Origin of the sequence: Coprococcus ammoniilyticus (assembly GCF_025567345.1) — a bacterium.
Classification (GTDB): Bacteria; Bacillota; Clostridia; order Lachnospirales; family Lachnospiraceae; genus Coprococcus; species Coprococcus ammoniilyticus.
On record NZ_JAOQJS010000004.1, the window covers coordinates 176248 to 194737 of the forward strand.

Below are 18490 nucleotides of genomic sequence, written 5' to 3' on the forward strand. Positions count from 1 at the left end.
CTTAAATTAAGTTCAATCATAAATACAACTCATTATAGCAGAGATTTACATAATAATAAAGTAAAACTTCTGATGTGAAATAAAATTAAGACATATAAAAATGCGGATAAATCCCAAATATTTTATAGTTTTTTTGTTACACTATAGGTGGATTTTGTAGTATGATGGTTACAGAAATAAACAGAGAGGAAACAGAACAGCGATGTTTGAGTCAATTGAAGAAGCAATTTCCGTATGGAAAGAGGAGTTTTCCTTTATTGAGGATGCGAAGGTCACAGGATATGACGGTGGGTATCCGGTTGTTGATTTTACGATCCATGAAGCTGCCTTCAGTCTGGTAAAGAGTGAGAGTAAATTCAAGCGTATCATACGATCTGCCGAGATGGAAGGCGGTATAGAAGTAGGCGTATCGACCTGTTTTTATAATACAGCATATGTCAGATGGAATCCGCCGGTCATGACGATCTGTGGTTATCCTGAGGTGATCAGCCGTATATTAAAAAAGATCATGTAAACTGCCCGGGTGAATAAAAAGAAATTCACCCGGGTATTTTATATGTATTGGGATAACAGATAGGAGGCGTATACATGAACCGGGCAATACGAACCGATCTTGCCATTGAGCTGCGGGAGGATATCAAGGATCGCGGGAAGATAGACGGGATCGAAATTGAAACAAGGATCAGCCAGGAAAAAATAAAGACGACTATTATACATGTAAATGACCAGACAGGAGCCGATACGTTGGGAAAACCGGTTGGCACTTATATCACCATTGAATGTCCGGAAATCCGGGAATTTGATGAGGATATCCATAAGCCACTCTGTAAAGAGCTGGCACATGATCTGAAAAAAATGCTGGGAGAAGCCCGTTCCATCCTGGTCGTGGGACTGGGAAACCGGGAGGTAACACCGGATTCGCTGGGACCATTGGTGACCGATCATTTATTTATAACCAGACATTTGCAGATGGAGCATATACACCTGCAGGAAGAGCCGGAATATGAAATCTCTGCGATCTGTCCGGGTGTCATGGCCCAGACGGGGATCGAGACGGTGGAGATCATCCGTGGAATCTGTGACAATATTGATGTCGATGCAGTGGTTGTAGTCGATGCACTTGCCGCCCGGAGCAGCAGACGTTTAAATAAAACGATACAGCTTGCGGATACCGGTATCAGTCCGGGATCCGGTGTTGGGAATCATCGTACGGAGATCAATTCACAGACGATCGGAGCAAAGGTGATCGCTCTCGGTGTTCCAACCGTTATTTCAGTTCCGTCCATTATAGATGGTTCTCTGGATGTTATTGCAGATACATTTAACCAGTCTTATGGAAAAAAGCTGATGGAATCTTTTTCCGAACAGCAGCGATATGAGCTGGCATATCATCTGGCTGAACCGGAGCTTGCGGATATGTTTGTAACACCGAAAAATATCGATGAACTGGTAAAACGAATAAGCTTCACAATATCCGAAGCAATAAACAGCATGATTTTCACATAACCAACATATACTGGTAAATAACTAAAATAAGAGTATTTACTGGATGAAGAACAGACGGATCATAAGAAAAACAAAATACTGCCTTTTATGGGCCGGATTGTCGATACTGATCTGGTTCGCAAATTGTGACGCAACATATCGGATGGAATTGGTAAACCGGATGGTGAACTGGCTGTTTTTTGGAAATGGATACGAAACACAGACCGAAAATATGGAAACCGTGTCGGCATCCGGGAAATATCTGGAGGATATGCTGCAGGAATATTGTCTGGCAGGAGAACTGGTACAGGGAAGTGGACAGAAGGATCAGACTGTGTCGGCGGGACAGATGACGGATGAAAAAGGAACGGACAATCTGCCGGCGCAGACTGTGATCGCACTGGATCACCGGGCGGAAGCCATAGTTGCCGCCATGTCAGACAAATATGGATATATGCGGGAGAAATTGACGGATTATGATTATATGAGATCAAATTTTTATGTTATAGACAGTACAACAAGTGTATCCAGAGAAGAATTAAATGGCCAGGATCTTGCTTCCATGGATCTGACGATCGATACAGAAGAAAAGAATTATAAGGTACTGATCTACCATACACACGGAACGGAGAGCTTTAAAGATTCCGAGCCGGGAAAGGTTGAGGATACCGTAATCGGACTTGGAGACTATCTGACTGAGCTTCTTGAAGAAAATTACGGGGTAGCAGTCTATCATGATACAACGGCCTATGATATGACAGGTGGAGAGTTAGATCGAAGTGCTGCTTATGATTATGCAAGAGAAGGGGTCCAGAAGATCCTTGCGGAGTATCCGTCCATTGAGGTCGTGATCGATCTTCACAGGGATGGGGTATCCGAAGATACATATCTGATCACGGAAATAGATGGCAAAAAAACAGCACAGGTCATGTTCTTAAACGGAGTGAGCCGTCTTAATAAGAATGGTGATATCGCATATCTTGCCAATCCGTACAAAACAGAGAATCTTGCATTCAGTCTGCAGATGTATCTGACAGCGCAGGCCAATTATGATTCCTATGTAAGAAAGATATTTGTTAAGGGTTACCGGTATAATCTGGATTTGAAACCACGGTCGTTGTTAGTAGAAGTCGGAAGTCAGACGAACACAGTTGAAGAAGCAAAAAATGCCATGGAGCCGCTGGCTGCAATTCTCTACAAAGTATTGAGCGGAAAGTGAGATTGTGTTATGATAATGAACACGAAATTATTTGCCTGCAGGAATGCATGCTTAAAATAAAAAAGAGAAAAGAAATTCAGATACCGGAGGAAAACAGGATGGCTCATATAGATCAGTCAAAGATACGAAATTTTTGCATTATAGCGCATATCGATCATGGTAAATCGACACTTGCGGACAGAATTATAGAAAAGACAGGATTATTGACTGAACGTGAGATGCAGAATCAGGTGCTTGATAATATGGATCTGGAGCGGGAGCGTGGAATCACGATCAAGGCACAGTGCGTCCGTACGATCTATAAAGCACAGGATGGAGAGGAATATATCTTCAATCTGATCGATACTCCGGGACATGTGGATTTTAATTATGAAGTATCAAGAAGTCTGGCTGCCTGTGAGGGCGCGATCCTGGTTGTGGATGCTGCACAGGGAATCGAGGCACAGACACTTGCAAATGTATATCTTGCGATCGATCACGATCTGGATGTTATGCCGGTTATCAATAAGATCGATCTTCCTTCGGCAGAACCGGAGCGTGTGGTAAATGAAATTGAAGATGTGATCGGAATTGAAGCACAGGATGCTCCAAGGATATCGGCAAAGAACGGAATCAATATCGATCAGGTCTTAGAGCAGATCGTTACGAAGATACCGGCACCAGCAGGAGATCCGGAAAAGCCGCTTCAGGCGCTTATATTTGATAGTATTTATGATTCTTATAAAGGTGTTATCATATTTTGCCGTTTATTCGACGGTGTGGTAAAACGTGGAACATCCATTCGGATGATGGCAACCGGAGCAGTTGCAGAGGTAGTGGAAGTAGGAATCTTCGGGGCTGGCAGATTCGTTCCATGTGATGAGTTATCCGCAGGAATGGTAGGTTATATTACTGCCAGCTTAAAGAATGTCAGAGATACCACGGTCGGTGATACCGTTACAGATAACGACAATCCATGTGCAGAGGCTCTTCCGGGATATAAGAAGGCACAGCCTATGGTCTATTGCGGACTTTATCCGGCAGATGGAGCCAAATATCCGGATCTTCGTGATGCATTAGAGAAGCTGCAGTTAAATGATGCATCCTTAAGCTTTGAGCCGGAGACTTCGATCGCACTTGGTTTTGGTTTCCGATGTGGTTTCCTGGGACTTCTCCATTTGGAGATCATACAGGAGCGGTTGGAGCGAGAGTTTAATCTGGATCTGGTTACGACTGCACCGGGCGTTGTTTACCGTGTGCATACAACAGACGGCAAGATGATCGAACTGACGAATCCATCCAATCTGCCGGATCCATCGAATATCGAATATATGGAAGAACCATTTGTATCCGCAGAGATCATGGTCACTACAGAATATGTGGGTGCAATCATGCAGCTTTGTCAGGAACGACGTGGCGTATATCAGGGAATGGAATATATGGAAGAAACCAGAGCACTGCTTCGATATGACCTTCCGTTAAATGAGATCATTTATGATTTCTTTGATGCTTTAAAATCAAGATCCAGAGGATATGCATCCTTTGATTATGAGATGAAGGGCTATGTACGAAGTGAGCTGGTGAAGCTGGATATTCTGATCAATAAAGAAGAGGTCGATGCGTTATCTTTCATTCTTCATCAGGACACTGCTTATGAACGCGGAAGAAAGATGTGTGAGAAATTAAAGCAGGAGATTCCAAGACATTTATTTGAGATTCCGATCCAGGCTGCAATCGGCAATAAGGTCATTGCCAGAGAGACAGTAAGAGCAGTCAGAAAGGATGTCCTTGCAAAATGTTACGGTGGAGATATCTCCCGTAAGAAGAAGCTTCTGGAGAAACAGAAGGAAGGAAAGAAACGTATGCGTCAGATCGGAAATGTAGAGATCCCGCAGCAGGCGTTTATGAGCGTATTAAAACTTGATGAGGAATAAATATAAAATAATTGCAGGTTATATCGGGACATTTAGAATGAAATAAATCAAATGTGATTTTGATATAAGAAGAAAGCAAATTACAGAAAAATGAGAAGGCAGGAAAAACACATGAGAAAAAATCTGAGTATTTATATACATATTCCGTTTTGCGTTAAGAAGTGTGTATATTGTGATTTCCTGTCTTTTGGTGCGGATGATCCGCAGATCAACCGGAGTGGGGCAGTCAGAAAAGCATATGTCCAGAGTATTTGCAGAGAATTATTGAGCTATAAAAGTATATCAAAGGACTATATTGTAAGAACGATATTTATAGGCGGAGGCACTCCGTCTATACTTTTGCCGGGCGAGATCATGAATATTCTGGCAACGCTTCGAAGCATCTTTAAGGTAGATGAAGCAGCAGAGATCACGATAGAGGTGAATCCGGGAACCCTGACCGCGATCAAGGCGGCAGAATATCTGGATGCAGGGATCAACCGTATGAGTATCGGACTGCAGTCTGCACACAATGATGAGCTTGCCATGCTTGGCAGGATCCATACATATGAGCAGTTCCTGGCTTCCTATCAGACGGCACGGGAGGCGGGCTTTCGGAATATCAACATTGATCTGATCTCTGCCATTCCTGGACAGACACTTCATTCCTATCTGGATACACTGGAACGGGTATTGAAGTGCAGACCAGAGCATATCTCCTCCTACAGTCTGATCGTGGAAGATGGTACGCCGCTCGCAGAGGATACGGAGCTTCTTGCAAAGCTCCCGGATGAGGAGACTGACCGCGAAATGTATGAGGCAACCAGAAAGGTGCTTGAGATGTCAGGGTATAAGCGGTATGAGATTTCCAATTATGCAAAGCCCGGATATGAATGCCGGCATAATATTGTATACTGGACGATGGATGAATACATCGGACTTGGTATCGGTGCGGCTTCTTTTTTTAATGGAAGAAGATACTCAAATACATTGGATATGAAGCAGTATATTCGGACGATGGAGGATGTATTTGATAAACGGTCGGCCGATGAGATTTATCAGAGTCAGGCACTGGATACGATCCGTCACATTGATGAAACGGTTGATGTTGATACCCTGATGGAGGAATATGTGATCTTTGGACTGCGGATGACAAGAGGGATCAGTGCGGCAGATTTCTATGACCGGTTTGGACATTCCTTATATGATGTCTATGGGGATGTTATAAGAAGTTATGTGGCGAGCGGACATATGAAGGATGAGAAAGGAATGGTCTTTCTAACGAGAAAGGGAATCGATGTAAGCAACAGGATCCTTGTAGATTTTCTGCATGATGAAAACAAATGAGAGACGAAGGACAGGTTCGGATATGAAAAAAGAGACAGATGGGCAGCGAGAGACTGTCATAGAAGGGAAGGAACTGAATTATACCTATCCTGGAACGAAAACTCCGGTATGGGAGAAGAATCTGACATTTACGATCGATAAAGGAGAAATCGTCGGGTTGGCAGGGCAAAATGGAAGCGGGAAGAGCACGTTGCTCCGGCTACTGGCAGGATTTATTCCATGGGAAATCAACAGGTGTTCGGGGCAGATGATTACCGGAATACCAGAACGGGATATGGCATGTGTGATCGACAGACCTTCTTTTTTTTCCGATCTTTCTGTGCGGGATAATCTGAGACTGATGGATCGTATGAATGGAGAAAAAGGGCTTATGGATGAGGAGCTGGCAGAACTTCTGGGAATCCATGAATTTGATCGGATCAAAGCATCTAAGCTGTCACTAGGTAATAAACAGAAGCTGGCGCTGTGTCTTGCAATTCATAGGGAAACAAAGCTGGCACTACTGGATGAACCTTTAAACGGACTGGATCCATTTACCAAAGCTTCCGTTCTTTTCTGTCTGAGAAAATGGAGAAAGCAGGGGATGGCTGTTATCCTTACCAGCCATATACCAGGGAATCTGGAACAGATCTGTGACCGGATATTGTATCTTTAAAACAAAAGAAATTCGATTCGGATATCAATATAGAAGAAACCATCAGAGAAACAGAAGGCAACTTTGGTTATTTCTTAATTAACAGGAGCAGGCAACAGTATGAATATTTACGGAGCAGAAGTATTTCGGTATAGCAAAAGCTTTTATGGCAGGATGATCATGATCCTGGTAGTGCCATTTGCATGTCTTACAGCAGCATTTCTTTATTATATAAGTAATGGGATAAGCAGTGACTTTCTGGCGGCGGCAGGCTTCTCAGAACAGACGGTCGAAGCGATCAAAGGCCAGATGAGCGGAATTGCTTATATTGCCTCTTCCTTTTCTGCATCCGAACTTCTGATCCTTCTTATGATGTTTCCTGTTATCCTTCATATATCTGAAGATTATGAACAGAATACATTGCGCTGTGAATTACAGAGAAGCAAGAGCAGAACAGCCTGTTATATTGCAAGAATGCTGGCAGCAGTTACTTATGCCTGGGGCATTTTATTGGAATATATTCTGATTTCCGGGGTGATAGCTGCTTTATTTTTCAGAAGTTCCCATGAAATGTCAGTAGCTTCCCGAACTGGAAAAACAGTGCTTGCGATCGTGCTGCAGTTTATAGTGACCGGAGCGTGTGTGATGTTTGTATTTATGCTGACATCCCTGATCCGTCATTCCGTCTTGTCTATGACAACGATAGTCCTTCTGGTATTCTTATTTACACCGGGATATCGTGTTCTTGTGGATCTGTTTGAGCTTCCGTCCGGAGTAAAACAGATCTGGATCATAGAACTTTTGAGTACCACAAGTGATCTTGCATTTAATAGAACAGATGTATTGATCATGCTGGTGGTCGGTCTTTTATATGCTGTGATTTCTACAAGTCTCGGCATTCATTTTTTCAAAGTTCAAAAGTTATAAATTTTCTTGATTTTTTTCAAAATAAATGTTGACAAACAAGGGAGTGGGTGTTAGATTAATTTTAGTGGTTAGCACTCGGAGTATTTGAGTGCTAACAAAACGAAAGGGATGAGCAGATGGAACTTGACGAGAGAAAAGTCAAAATTCTGAAAGCTATCGTTTCCAACTATTTAGAGACCGGAGAACCTGTAGGATCGCGGACGATTTCAAAGTATACAGATTTGAATCTGAGTTCAGCGACGATCAGGAATGAGATGTCTGATCTGGAGGACATGGGTTATATATGTCAGCCGCACACATCTGCAGGAAGAATTCCAACGGACAAAGGATATCGGTTCTACGTTGACAGCCTTATGAATGAGAAGATAGAGGCTGAGACAGAGAAGGGAAATCTTCTTGAACGAGTTGATAAGATGGAGAAGATGCTGAAGCAGGTTGCCCGGGTATTAGCGGCAAATACGAATTATGCCACACTGGTTACCACACCTCAGTATAATAATACCGTGAAGTTTATACAGCTTTCCAAGGTTGCTGAATCAAAGCTTCTTGCGGTGATCATGGTGGATGGGAATATCGTAAAGAATAAGCTGATCGATACCACGTACGATCTGAAGAATGATGAGATTTTAAAATTCAATATTTTATTAAACACATTCCTTCAGGGAGCTGCATTAGAAGATATTAATCTGGAACTGATACAGACGATGAAGACGCAGGCAGGTGAGTATGCAGATATTTTAGAAACCATATTCCAGGGGATTATGGAAGCCATTCATGAAGCAGATGATCTGAAGGTTTACACAAGCGGAATGACCAACATGTTAAAGTATCCGGAATTAATGGATTCTGCGACAGCAGAGAAGCTGCTTGGAACTTTTGAAGACATAGAAGACAAAGAAGACTTTGTAAAATATGTAGAAGAAGTTATCAATAAAGATAACTCTGATATAGAGATCCGAATCGGTGATGAGAATTCCAGTGAGGATCTGAAAGATTGCTCCCTTGTAACGGCAACTTATAAGATGCCGGAAGGCGCAAAAGGAACTATAGGTATCATCGGTCCGAAACGTATGGACTATAAGAAAGTCGTTACGATGTTAAAAAATCTGACCGATGAATTGGATGATATATTTAATAATAACGAATAGGGGGTCCGATAATGGCAGACACCAAGAAAGATACTAAGAAAGTAAAGACAGATGAAAAGGCAGCAGAAACAATTGTAGATGAAGTTACAGCAGAGTCAGCAGATACTGCAGAAACAACAACTACAGATGTGAATGTTACAGAAACCGTGGATGTCCCTGAAGAGCAGGCGGAAGCAGCAAAACCGAAGCCGGTTGCAAAAGAGAACAGACGCGGCAGTAAGGCTTTAAGAGAAGAAAATGATAAATTAAAAGAGCGCTGTCAGGATGCAGAAGACAAATATAAACGTCTTCTTGCAGAGTGCGAGAATATCCGCCAGAGAAATGAAAAGGAGTCATCCAAAATGTATGATTTCGGAGCGAAGGATGTTCTTGGAAAATTACTTCCGGTAGTTGACAACTTTGAAAGAGCGATTGCAGCAATTCCGGAAGAGGATAAAGACAGACCGTTTGAAGCAGGAGTTGATAAAATCTACAAATCACTTATGACTTCACTGGAATCCATCGGCGTTACCCCGATGAACTGCGAGGGTGAACAGTTTGATCCGGCGTTCCACAATGCAGTAATGCATGTAGAGGATGAGAATTACGGAGAGAACGTGATCGTCGAAGAGATGCAGCGTGGTTACATGTATAAGGATCAGGTATTACGATTCAGCATGGTAAAGGTTGCAAACTAATAGTCAAATGACTATAGCATATAAATTTTATTAAATTAAGAAAACAGAATTTTATTTAGGAGGAATATAATCATGGGTAAGATAATTGGTATTGACTTAGGAACAACAAATTCATGTGTAGCAGTAATGGAAGGTGGTAAGCCTGTTGTTATTGCGAATACAGAAGGTATGAGAACTACACCATCTGTAGTAGGTTTCTTAAAGACAGGTGAGAGAGTAGTCGGTGAGCCTGCAAAACGTCAGGCAGTTACAAATGCAGATAAGACAATTTCATCCATCAAGCGTCATATGGGTACAGATTACAGAGTAGAGATCGATGGCAAGAAGTATTCACCGGAAGAGATTTCAGCTATGATTCTTCAGAAACTGAAATCCGATGCAGAAGGATATCTCGGTGAGAAGGTTACAGAGGCCGTTATCACAGTACCTGCTTACTTCTCAGATGCACAGAGACAGGCAACAAAGGATGCCGGTAAAATTGCAGGACTTGATGTAAAGCGTATCATCAACGAGCCTACAGCAGCAGCTCTTTCCTATGGCCTTGATAATGAACAGGAACAGAAGATTATGGTATACGATTTAGGTGGTGGTACATTCGATGTATCTATCATTGAGATCGGTGAAGGCGTTATTGAAGTATTGGCAACAGCCGGTGATAATAAGCTTGGTGGTGATGACTTTGATAATGCTGTTACACAGTATATGTTAGATGAATTCAAGAAAGCAGAGGGTATCGACCTTTCCGGCGATAAGATGGCTATGCAGAGATTGAAGGAAGCAGCAGAGAAGGCAAAGAAAGAGCTTTCATCTGCTATGACAACAAATATCAATCTTCCTTTCATCACAGCAAACCAGGATGGTCCAAAGCATTTTGATATGAACCTGACAAGAGCAAAATTTGATGAATTAACAGCAGGTCTGGTTGACAGAACAAAGATACCTGTTCAGACAGCACTTGAAGATGCAGGACTTACTGCAGCAGATCTTGATAAGGTATTATTAGTCGGTGGTTCTACACGTATCATCGCTGTACAGGAAGAAGTTAAGAGATTAACAGGTAAAGAGCCGTTCAAGGGTATCAACCCTGATGAGTGTGTTGCAATCGGTGCATCTATCCAGGGCGGTAAGCTTGCAGGTGATGCCGGTGCCGGTGAGATTCTTCTTCTTGATGTTACACCACTTACACTTTCTATCGAAACAATGGGTGGTATCGCAACACATCTGATCGAGAGAAACACTACAATTCCTACAAAGAAGAGCCAGATTTTCTCAACAGCACAGGATAATCAGGATGCCGTCGATATCAACGTAGTACAGGGTGAAAGACAGTTTGCAAAAGATAATAAGAGTCTTGGACGTTTCAGACTGGATGGTATCGCTCCTGCAAGAAGAGGCGTTCCTCAGATCGAAGTATCATTCGATATCGATGCGAATGGTATCGTAAATGTATCTGCTAAGGATCTCGGAACAGGAAGAGAACAGCACATTACAATTACTTCCGGTACATCACTTTCAGATGATGATATCGAGAGAGCAGTAAAAGAAGCTGCAGAATACGAAGCACAGGATAAGAAACGTAAGGAAGGCATTGAAGCAAGAAATGAAGCAGATGCACTTGCATTCCAGACAGAAAAAGCACTGAATGAAGTCGGAGATAAGCTTTCAGATGCAGATAAGTCTGCCGTACAGGCTGACTTAGATTCATTAAAGTCAACAATTGAAAGCACGGATGCAGAGAATATGACAGATCTTGATGTGGATAAGATCAAGGCTGCTAAGGATAAGCTTATGGAAAGTGCTCAGAATCTGTTCGCTAAGCTTTATGAGCAGAATGGTCCCGGAGCAAACGCAGGAACAGGAACAGGTACACCGGACTTTTCAGAGGGTGATGTAGTAGATGGAGATTTCACAGAGGTTTAAGCCTTGAAATAATATGAAATGTAGTCTATAGTAAATATCTGACAGTAAAACAGGAAAAAGGTTTCCTGTTTTACTGTGGATATGAATGTATATCGCAGATGAAAGGTTAAAAGTTATGGCAGAAACAAAAACTGATTACTATGAGGTCCTTGGTGTAACCAAGAATGCCTCAGAGGCAGAGATAAAAAAAGCATATCGTGTCGTAGCCAAGAAATATCATCCTGATATGAACCCGGGCGATGCGGAGGCTGAAAGAAAATTTAAAGAAGCAGCGGAAGCTTATGCAGTACTTAGTGACCCGGAGAAGCGAGCAAAATATGATCAGTATGGTCATGCGGCATTTGATCCAAATGCCGGCGGCAGTGGCTTTGGTGGCTTCGGCGGCTTTGATTTTGCTGATATGGGAGATATTTTCGGAGATATTTTCGGAGATATGTTCGGTGGTGGAAGCAGACAGAGAAATTCAAACGGACCTGTAAAGGGTGCTAACATCAAGACAACGATCAGAGTTGCTTTTGAGGAAGCAATATTTGGTACACAGAAAGAACTGGATCTTCCGTTAAAGGATGAATGTGAAGTATGTAAGGGAACCGGTTCACAGCCGGGACATCAGCCGGAGGTTTGTGGCAAATGCGGCGGAAAAGGTCAGATCGTTACAACACAGCAGTCCTTGTTTGGCGTAGTAAGAAATGTATCGACTTGTCCGGACTGTGGCGGATCCGGTAAGATCATTAGATATAAATGTAGCAACTGTGCGGGAACCGGTTATGTAAAGAGCAGAAAGAAGATTCAGATCGCTGTTCCGCCTGGAGTAGATAACGGAACCAATATCCGTATCAAAGGAAAAGGTGAACCTGGATTTAATGGTGGTGAAAGAGGAGATCTTCATGTTACGATCCTTGTTGATCGTCATCCGAAGTTTCAGAGACAGGAATACAATCTTTACTCCTCCGAACCGATCTCATTCACACAGGCAGCACTGGGTGGAAATATTAAGATCCATACGATCGAGGGAGAGATTGATTACACGATTCCACCAGGAACACAGACCGATACCAAGGTTAAGCTGAAGGGAAAAGGTGTGCCAAACCTGAAGAATCCTACTCAGCGTGGTGATCATTATGTAACACTGGTTGTACAGGTCCCTGAGAAGCTGACTGCAGAACAGAAGCGTATCTTGAATGAATACGAGCAGGCAACATTGGTTGAGACCAGACCTGCAACAGATTCGGTAGGAACATCATTCTCGTTTGGAGATCACAAAAAAAGAAAGAAGAAATAGGTAAATAGATTATGAAATGGACACAAATCACGATTGAAACAACGTGTGAGGCTGTCGATTTACTCAGCGCCTTCCTCGATGAGGAAGGCGTTTTGGGTATAGAAGTCGATGACAATGTGCCTCTGACAGATGAAGAAATGGCAGCGATGTTTGTAGATCTTCTGCCGGATGAGATGCCGACGGATGACGGAACAGCAAAGGTTTCCTGCTATCTGGATGATTCCTTTGACAAGGAAGAGATAAAGACCAAGATAAAAAACGAACTGGAACGGTTGTCAGAATTTATTCCGGTTGGAGTCTGTAATATCATAGAATCCGAGACGGAAGATGTGGACTGGATGAATAACTGGAAAGCATATTTTAAACCGTTTCGTCTGTATGATAATATCGTTATCAAACCAACCTGGGAGGATGCACCTTCTGACGTAACAGATGATGATATTGTGATCGATATTGATCCGGGTGCAGCATTCGGAACCGGTTCCCATGAGACAACCAGATTATGTATCGGACAGTTGAAGAAATATATGAAAGAAGGAGATCTGGTTCTTGACTGTGGAAGCGGAAGCGGGATTCTTTCCTTTGTATGCAGTAATCTTGGCGCAAAAGAGGTCCTTGGAATTGATATAGATGAAACTGCGGTTCATGTCAGCATCGAGAACAGGGAGATCAACCATATTACTGAAGATCAGGTTCAGTTCCTCTGTGGTAATGTGCTCGCAGATAAAAAGCTTGTCCAGTCGATTGAGCCGAAATATGATATCGTAGTTGCGAATATTCTTGCAGATGTAATCATCCCACTTTCCGGTGTTGTACAGCAGTTTATGAAGGATGATGCGAAGTTTATCTGTTCCGGAATTATTAATACAAAAGAAGATGAGGTCAGACAGGCACTTCTTGACAATCACTTCAGAATAGTGGATACTGTCTCTATGAAAGACTGGATCAGTTTTGTAGCTGAGAAGGATAATTAGTCATAAAGAGACAGGATTGGGAAGATGAATCGTTTTTTTGTAGATTTTGATGGACGGGAATTTGATAAGAGCATTGATATTACCGGTGAGGATGTCAATCATATTAAGAATGTTCTTCGTTTAAAAGTAAATGATGAGATCATAATAAGTGATGGCAGGGGTAGAGATTACCGCTGCCAGATTTCAGTTATGGATCATGAAAAAGTGGTTGCAGATATTCTGGATGTATGTGATAATTTTGCAGAACTTGAAACAGGGATTACGTTGTTTCAGGGATTTCCAAAGGCAGATAAAATGGAATGGATCATCCAGAAGACGGTAGAACTTGGTGTGACCAGGATCGTACCGGTTATGACGAAACGGACGGTTGTCAAGCTGGATGCGAAGAAAGCAGGAAAGAAGACGGAACGTTATCAGGCAATCGCACTTGCGGCGGCGAAGCAGTCGGGCAGAGGCATAATCCCGGAGGTGACGGCTCCCGTAACATGGAAAGAGGCTCTTGCTATGGCAAAGGAGCTTGATATGAATATGATCCCATATGAGGAAGCAGAAGGAGTCGCATATTCGAAAGAGGTCTTTGCATCGATCAAAGGAAAGAAAAGTCTTGGTATATTTATAGGTCCGGAAGGTGGATTTGCCAGAGAAGAAGTTGAGACAGCGGTAGCTATGGGTGCGAAGATGGTCACACTTGGACACAGGATTTTGCGTACAGAGACGGCAGGAATGGCGGTTATGTCGATCATAATGTTTGAACTGGAAGAGGATAGATAGAGATGGAAGCATATTTTGATAATGCAGCAACAACAAAGGTATTTCCGGAAGTGAAAGATCTGGTAGTAAAATTAATGGAAGAAGATTATGGAAATCCTTCTTCCCTGCATCAGAAAGGTCTGGATGCAGGACACTATATCAAGGAGACGAAAGAGATTCTTGCAAAAGAATGGAAGGTAGACAGCAAAGAGATCGTGCTGACTTCCGGTGGAACGGAATCCAATAATCTTGCGTTGATCGGAGCAGCACTTGCGAATAAAAGAAGTGGTAACCGGATTATAACTTCTAAGGTGGAACATGCATCTGTATCAAGTACGATGGCATTTTTGGAGAGCCTTGGATTTGAAGTTGTATATCTGAATGTAGATCACCAGGGAATCGTGGATCTGGAACAATTAGAACAGGAAGTGAACGAGGAAACGATTCTTGTATCTGTTATGTATGTAAATAATGAGATCGGTGCAGTAGAGCCGATTCAGAAGATTGCAGAGATCATCAAAGAGAAGAATCCGAAGACGCTTTTTCATGTAGATGCGATTCAGGCATTTGGCAAATATCACATTTACCCGAAACGGATGGGTATCGATCTGATGTCTGTAAGTGGTCATAAGATACATGGACCAAAAGGAACCGGAGCATTGTTTATCAAGAACCGTACGAAGGTGAAGCCGATCATATACGGCGGCGGACAGCAGGACGGAATGCGATCCGGCACAGAGAATGTTCCGGGTTTTGCAGGATTTGGACTGGCAACAAAGATGGTTTATGAAGATCTGGAAGCCAGAACTGTTCGTATGCGGGCGGTAAAAGACCGTTTGACCGAACGGCTAAAGGCACTTCCGGATGTATATATCAATGAAGGGGAAGCGCCACATATCCTAAGTGTATCATTTGTTGGTGTTCGAAGCGAAGTGATGCTGCATGCATTAGAAGAGCGGCAGATTTATGTTTCTTCCGGATCGGCATGTTCGTCGAATAAACCGGCAGTCAGCCATGTATTGTCCTCGATCGGCTTGCAGAAGGATCGGTTGGAATCCACGATCCGTTTCAGTTTTTCAGCAGAGAACACAGTGGAACAGGCAGACTATGCAGCAGATGTGATAGAGGAGATCCTGCCGGTTTATAGAAAATATGTCAGAAAAAAGTAGTATCAAACAAATGGAAAGTTCGTTAATAATAGTAAAAACAGGTGAAGAACAAATAAACAGGATGAAAATTGGAGGTTGAGAGAAGTATATGCAGTATAAGGCATTTATGATCAAATATGCTGAGATCGGTACAAAAGGAAAAAACCGGTATATATTTGAAGATATCCTTGTAAAAAACATTAATCGTAAGATCAAAAATTATGGTGATTTTTATATCCGCAAGGAACAGGGAAGGATCTTTATTGAAGCAAAATCAGACTATGATTATGAAGATGTAGTGAATGCACTGACCAAGGTATTCGGTATCGTTGGAATCTGCCCGATCGTGGTAGAGGAGGATACATCGTTTGAAGCAATCAAAGGAAAGGTGATCGCATATGTGGATCAGGCATATCGTAAGAAGAACTTTACCTTTAAAGTAAATACAAGAAGAAATGATAAAAGCTATCCTATGACCTCAATGGAGGTAAATGCGGAGCTTGGTCATTATCTGTTAGAGGCATTTCCGGATACTTCCGTTGATGTTCATGAACCGGATGAGATCATAAATGTAGAGATCCGAAAGACGGTATATATTTATTCGATCACGATTCCAGGCCCGGGAGGACTTCCGGTTGGTACAAATGGCAAGGGAATGGCATTATTATCCGGTGGAATTGACAGCCCGGTTGCAACTTATATGATCGCAAAACGTGGAGTTCAGATGGAAGCGGTATATTTTCATGCACCGCCATTTACCAGTGAACGTGCCAAAGAAAAGGTAATTGATCTGGCATGTCTGGTTGCGGATTATGCAGGTGCGATCAAGCTGCATGTTGTAAACTTTGCAGATGTTCAGATGGCAATCTATGATAACTGTCCGCACGAGGAACTTACGATCATTATGAAGCGTTATATGATCAAGATAGCAGAAGAGCTGGCAAAGAGAAATGACTGTCAGTGTACGGTGACGGGAGAAAGTATCGGGCAGGTATCCAGCCAGACGGTATTCAGTCTTGCTGTTATCAATGATGTCAGTACTTTGCCGGTATTTCGTCCATGCATCGGACTGGATAAGCAGGAGATCGTTGACATATCAGAGAAAATCGGAACCTATGAGACTTCGATCCTTCCTTATGAGGACTGCTGTACAACATTTGTAGCAAAGCACCCGGTAACAAAACCGATATTATCTGCGATCGAGAAATCGGAAGCAAAGCTTGCCGGTATTATCGAACCGTTATATGAAAAAGCGTTAGAGTCTGTAGAAACTGTAATGTGCAGATCACAGAGATAATAAGATGAAAAAAGCTTGCCACTACAAAGGCGGCAAGCTTTTTTATGCAGAATGACTGTCGGAACGGGCATTCTGTATGTATGCAAATAGTCGGTTATGATTATTCAACAACGTAAGGCTTGATTGCTGCAAGAATATCAGCAAGATCCTTGTCATCAGCGTGAATGTTTAATTCAATTGGCTTTGAAATATCAAGGCTGAATATACCCATAATTGATTTTGCATCAATAACATAACGTCCTGAGATGAGGTCGAACTCTGCGTCGAATTTTGCAATTTCATTGCAGAATGCTTTTACCTTATCGATTGAATTTAAAGAAACCATTAATGCTTTCATGATTGCCCTCCTAAAAGTTAGATTATCCGGAGCCATAATGACCGCGGATGTTTATATATTTATAATATCTTTTGGAGAGGGAAAAGTCAATAATAAGAAAGGAAAAATAAGGAATGCTGAAGGGAAAAACAGTAGCCCCTCTGACACTGGGCTGCAAGGTAAATCAATACGAGACAGATGGTATGATCGAACTCTTAAAAGAGGCTGGTATGACGGCTGTTTCCTTCGAAGAAAAAGCAGATGTGTATCTGATAAATACATGCTCTGTTACCAATATGGCAGATAAAAAGTCCAGACAGATGATACACAGAGCCAAGAAGCTGAATCCGGATGCGGTTGTAATAGCAACGGGCTGTTATGTGCAGGCGGCAAAAGATAAGCTGATGGAAGATGACAGGATATCTATTATCATCGGAAATAATAAAAAGAAGGACATTGTGCAGATCCTTGAAGATTATCTGGAGATCGGAGTGACGGACGAAGGCATGCTCGATATTGCGGCAGAAAAGGAATATGAACCGCTTACGATCAACAGTACCTTAGAACATACACGGGCATATGTGAAGATTCAGGATGGATGTAACCAGTTCTGCTCTTATTGTATTATTCCGTACGTTAGAGGAAGAATCCGGAGCCGGGAGCTTGCATCGATTACAGAAGAAGTAGAACGTCTGGCACAGACCGGAGTAAAAGAGATTGTTCTGACGGGTATCCATATCTCATCTTATGGCAAGGATAAGGAAAATGAGGTAGGACTCGCAGATGTAATTGACGCAATCTCAAAAATTGAATCAATTGAACGGATACGCCTTGGTTCTCTGGAACCGGGTATCATTACAGATACATTTATAGATCGTATTGTGGATAATAAAAAGGTATGTCCGCATTTCCATTTAAGCCTGCAAAGTGGCTGCAATACAGTATTGAAACGGATGAACCGGAAATATACTTGTGAAGAATACTTTGAAAAATGTGAGATGCTTCGTAAGGCATTTGACCGCCCGGCTTTGACAACAGATGTGATCGTAGGCTTTCCGGGAGAAACGGATGAAGAATTTCAGGAAACGGTTGACTACCTGACGAAACTTAATCTGTATGAAATGCATATATTTAAATTTTCACCGAGACAGGGAACGGTTGCAGCCGGTATGAGGGATCAGATCGGACCGGAGATCAAGAATCAGAGGAGCGATGTGCTGCTGGCATTATCTGAAAAGAACAAACATGCATATGAAGCTTCTTTTCGGGGAGAAACTCTGGAGGTTCTGATTGAAGAAAAAGTCCGGAGAAATGGAAAAGACGGATACCGTGGACATACAGAACGCTATATAGATATTTTTGTAGAGGAAGAATGTATGCACAGGATTTGTGGACGAGAAGTGGATATCATCAATCATATAGTGCAGATTCCATATGGCATGGAATAGACAGCCGGTGTGGGAAAATTATGCAT

17 protein-coding genes are annotated in these 18490 nt (G+C 42.4%); 16 read left to right on the top strand and 1 reads right to left on the bottom strand.

Annotation, left to right across the window (positions count from 1 at the left end):
• Window positions 1-202: 202 nt before the first annotated feature.
• From OCV60_RS07225 to thiI, 15 genes are all read left to right on the top strand, one after another.
• Window positions 203-514: a hypothetical protein gene (locus OCV60_RS07225; protein ID WP_021943476.1), complete on the top strand. Its 312-nt coding sequence runs from the start codon at window positions 203-205 to the stop codon at window positions 512-514.
• A gap of 74 nt (window positions 515-588) precedes the next feature.
• Window positions 589-1506, top strand: a complete 918-nt coding sequence (gpr, locus tag OCV60_RS07230) for a GPR endopeptidase (RefSeq protein WP_117785464.1) — start codon at window positions 589-591, stop codon at window positions 1504-1506.
• Window positions 1507-1549: 43 nt separating this feature from the next.
• Window positions 1550-2704 carry a stage II sporulation protein P gene (gene spoIIP, locus OCV60_RS07235; RefSeq protein WP_173788554.1) on the top strand — a complete coding sequence of 385 codons (1155 nt, stop codon included), beginning with the start codon at window positions 1550-1552 and terminating at the stop codon, window positions 2702-2704.
• A 98-nt stretch (window positions 2705-2802) separates the two neighbouring features.
• Window positions 2803-4617 carry a translation elongation factor 4 gene (gene lepA, locus OCV60_RS07240; RefSeq protein WP_008403015.1) on the top strand — a complete coding sequence of 605 codons (1815 nt, stop codon included), beginning with the start codon at window positions 2803-2805 and terminating at the stop codon, window positions 4615-4617.
• Window positions 4618-4728: 111 nt separating this feature from the next.
• On the top strand, window positions 4729-5943 hold the full coding sequence (hemW, locus tag OCV60_RS07245) for a radical SAM family heme chaperone HemW (protein WP_173788555.1): 1215 nt from the start codon (window positions 4729-4731) through the stop codon (window positions 5941-5943).
• A gap of 22 nt (window positions 5944-5965) precedes the next feature.
• The gene (locus tag OCV60_RS07250) at window positions 5966-6598 is read left to right on the top strand and encodes an ATP-binding cassette domain-containing protein (RefSeq protein ID WP_021943472.1); all 633 of its coding nucleotides are present in this window, start codon (window positions 5966-5968) and stop codon (window positions 6596-6598) included.
• Window positions 6599-6697: 99 nt separating this feature from the next.
• Window positions 6698-7504 (top strand): hypothetical protein, encoded by an 807-nt coding sequence (locus tag OCV60_RS07255; RefSeq protein ID WP_173788556.1) that lies wholly within the window; start codon window positions 6698-6700, stop codon window positions 7502-7504.
• Window positions 7505-7620: 116 nt separating this feature from the next.
• Window positions 7621-8652, top strand: coding sequence for a heat-inducible transcriptional repressor HrcA (gene hrcA / locus OCV60_RS07260; protein WP_021943470.1), 1032 nt, complete (start codon window positions 7621-7623; stop codon window positions 8650-8652).
• 11 nt (window positions 8653-8663) lie between these two features.
• The gene (gene grpE, locus OCV60_RS07265; RefSeq protein WP_021943469.1) at window positions 8664-9329 is read left to right on the top strand and encodes a nucleotide exchange factor GrpE; all 666 of its coding nucleotides are present in this window, start codon (window positions 8664-8666) and stop codon (window positions 9327-9329) included.
• Between the two features lie 72 nt (window positions 9330-9401).
• Window positions 9402-11249, top strand: a complete 1848-nt coding sequence (dnaK, locus tag OCV60_RS07270; RefSeq protein ID WP_262529899.1) for a molecular chaperone DnaK — start codon at window positions 9402-9404, stop codon at window positions 11247-11249.
• A gap of 115 nt (window positions 11250-11364) precedes the next feature.
• Window positions 11365-12531 (top strand): molecular chaperone DnaJ, encoded by a 1167-nt coding sequence (gene dnaJ / locus OCV60_RS07275; protein ID WP_044946265.1) that lies wholly within the window; start codon window positions 11365-11367, stop codon window positions 12529-12531.
• Between the two features lie 11 nt (window positions 12532-12542).
• Complete coding sequence (gene prmA, locus OCV60_RS07280) at window positions 12543-13505, top strand: 50S ribosomal protein L11 methyltransferase (protein ID WP_262529901.1); 963 nt, start codon at window positions 12543-12545, stop codon at window positions 13503-13505.
• Between the two features lie 24 nt (window positions 13506-13529).
• Window positions 13530-14276 carry a 16S rRNA (uracil(1498)-N(3))-methyltransferase gene (locus OCV60_RS07285; protein ID WP_021943465.1) on the top strand — a complete coding sequence of 249 codons (747 nt, stop codon included), beginning with the start codon at window positions 13530-13532 and terminating at the stop codon, window positions 14274-14276.
• A gap of 2 nt (window positions 14277-14278) precedes the next feature.
• On the top strand, window positions 14279-15424 hold the full coding sequence (locus OCV60_RS07290) for a cysteine desulfurase family protein (RefSeq protein WP_262529902.1): 1146 nt from the start codon (window positions 14279-14281) through the stop codon (window positions 15422-15424).
• An 88-nt stretch (window positions 15425-15512) separates the two neighbouring features.
• A complete protein-coding gene (thiI, locus tag OCV60_RS07295) occupies window positions 15513-16700 on the top strand; it encodes a tRNA uracil 4-sulfurtransferase ThiI (RefSeq protein ID WP_117807366.1) in 1188 nt (395 codons plus the stop codon).
• A 100-nt stretch (window positions 16701-16800) separates the two neighbouring features.
• Here thiI and OCV60_RS07300 read toward each other — a convergent pair whose 3' ends face one another.
• Complete coding sequence (locus tag OCV60_RS07300) at window positions 16801-17037, bottom strand: HPr family phosphocarrier protein (RefSeq protein WP_021943462.1); 237 nt, start codon at window positions 17035-17037, stop codon at window positions 16801-16803.
• A 113-nt stretch (window positions 17038-17150) separates the two neighbouring features.
• Between OCV60_RS07300 and mtaB the strand changes: the two genes are divergently transcribed.
• Entirely contained in the window at window positions 17151-18464 is a 1314-nt protein-coding gene (gene mtaB / locus OCV60_RS07305; protein ID WP_262529903.1) for a tRNA (N(6)-L-threonylcarbamoyladenosine(37)-C(2))-methylthiotransferase MtaB, read from the top strand.
• Window positions 18465-18490: the final 26 nt, after the last annotated feature.

What these genes read in the sequence shown, in the direction of transcription:
- OCV60_RS07225 (WP_021943476.1), top strand. Translation starts at nt 203, where the DNA reads ATGTTTGAGTCAATTGAAGAAGCAATTTCCGTATGGAAAGAGGAGTTT.
- gpr (WP_117785464.1), top strand. Translation starts at nt 589, where the DNA reads ATGAACCGGGCAATACGAACCGATCTTGCCATTGAGCTGCGGGAGGAT.
- spoIIP (WP_173788554.1), top strand. Translation starts at nt 1,550, where the DNA reads ATGAAGAACAGACGGATCATAAGAAAAACAAAATACTGCCTTTTATGG.
- lepA (WP_008403015.1), top strand. Translation starts at nt 2,803, where the DNA reads ATGGCTCATATAGATCAGTCAAAGATACGAAATTTTTGCATTATAGCG.
- hemW (WP_173788555.1), top strand. Translation starts at nt 4,729, where the DNA reads ATGAGAAAAAATCTGAGTATTTATATACATATTCCGTTTTGCGTTAAG.
- OCV60_RS07250 (WP_021943472.1), top strand. Translation starts at nt 5,966, where the DNA reads ATGAAAAAAGAGACAGATGGGCAGCGAGAGACTGTCATAGAAGGGAAG.
- OCV60_RS07255 (WP_173788556.1), top strand. Translation starts at nt 6,698, where the DNA reads ATGAATATTTACGGAGCAGAAGTATTTCGGTATAGCAAAAGCTTTTAT.
- hrcA (WP_021943470.1), top strand. Translation starts at nt 7,621, where the DNA reads ATGGAACTTGACGAGAGAAAAGTCAAAATTCTGAAAGCTATCGTTTCC.
- grpE (WP_021943469.1), top strand. Translation starts at nt 8,664, where the DNA reads ATGGCAGACACCAAGAAAGATACTAAGAAAGTAAAGACAGATGAAAAG.
- dnaK (WP_262529899.1), top strand. Translation starts at nt 9,402, where the DNA reads ATGGGTAAGATAATTGGTATTGACTTAGGAACAACAAATTCATGTGTA.
- dnaJ (WP_044946265.1), top strand. Translation starts at nt 11,365, where the DNA reads ATGGCAGAAACAAAAACTGATTACTATGAGGTCCTTGGTGTAACCAAG.
- prmA (WP_262529901.1), top strand. Translation starts at nt 12,543, where the DNA reads ATGAAATGGACACAAATCACGATTGAAACAACGTGTGAGGCTGTCGAT.
- OCV60_RS07285 (WP_021943465.1), top strand. Translation starts at nt 13,530, where the DNA reads ATGAATCGTTTTTTTGTAGATTTTGATGGACGGGAATTTGATAAGAGC.
- OCV60_RS07290 (WP_262529902.1), top strand. Translation starts at nt 14,279, where the DNA reads ATGGAAGCATATTTTGATAATGCAGCAACAACAAAGGTATTTCCGGAA.
- thiI (WP_117807366.1), top strand. Translation starts at nt 15,513, where the DNA reads ATGCAGTATAAGGCATTTATGATCAAATATGCTGAGATCGGTACAAAA.
- OCV60_RS07300 (WP_021943462.1), bottom strand. Translation starts at nt 17,037, where the DNA reads ATGAAAGCATTAATGGTTTCTTTAAATTCAATCGATAAGGTAAAAGCA.
- mtaB (WP_262529903.1), top strand. Translation starts at nt 17,151, where the DNA reads ATGCTGAAGGGAAAAACAGTAGCCCCTCTGACACTGGGCTGCAAGGTA.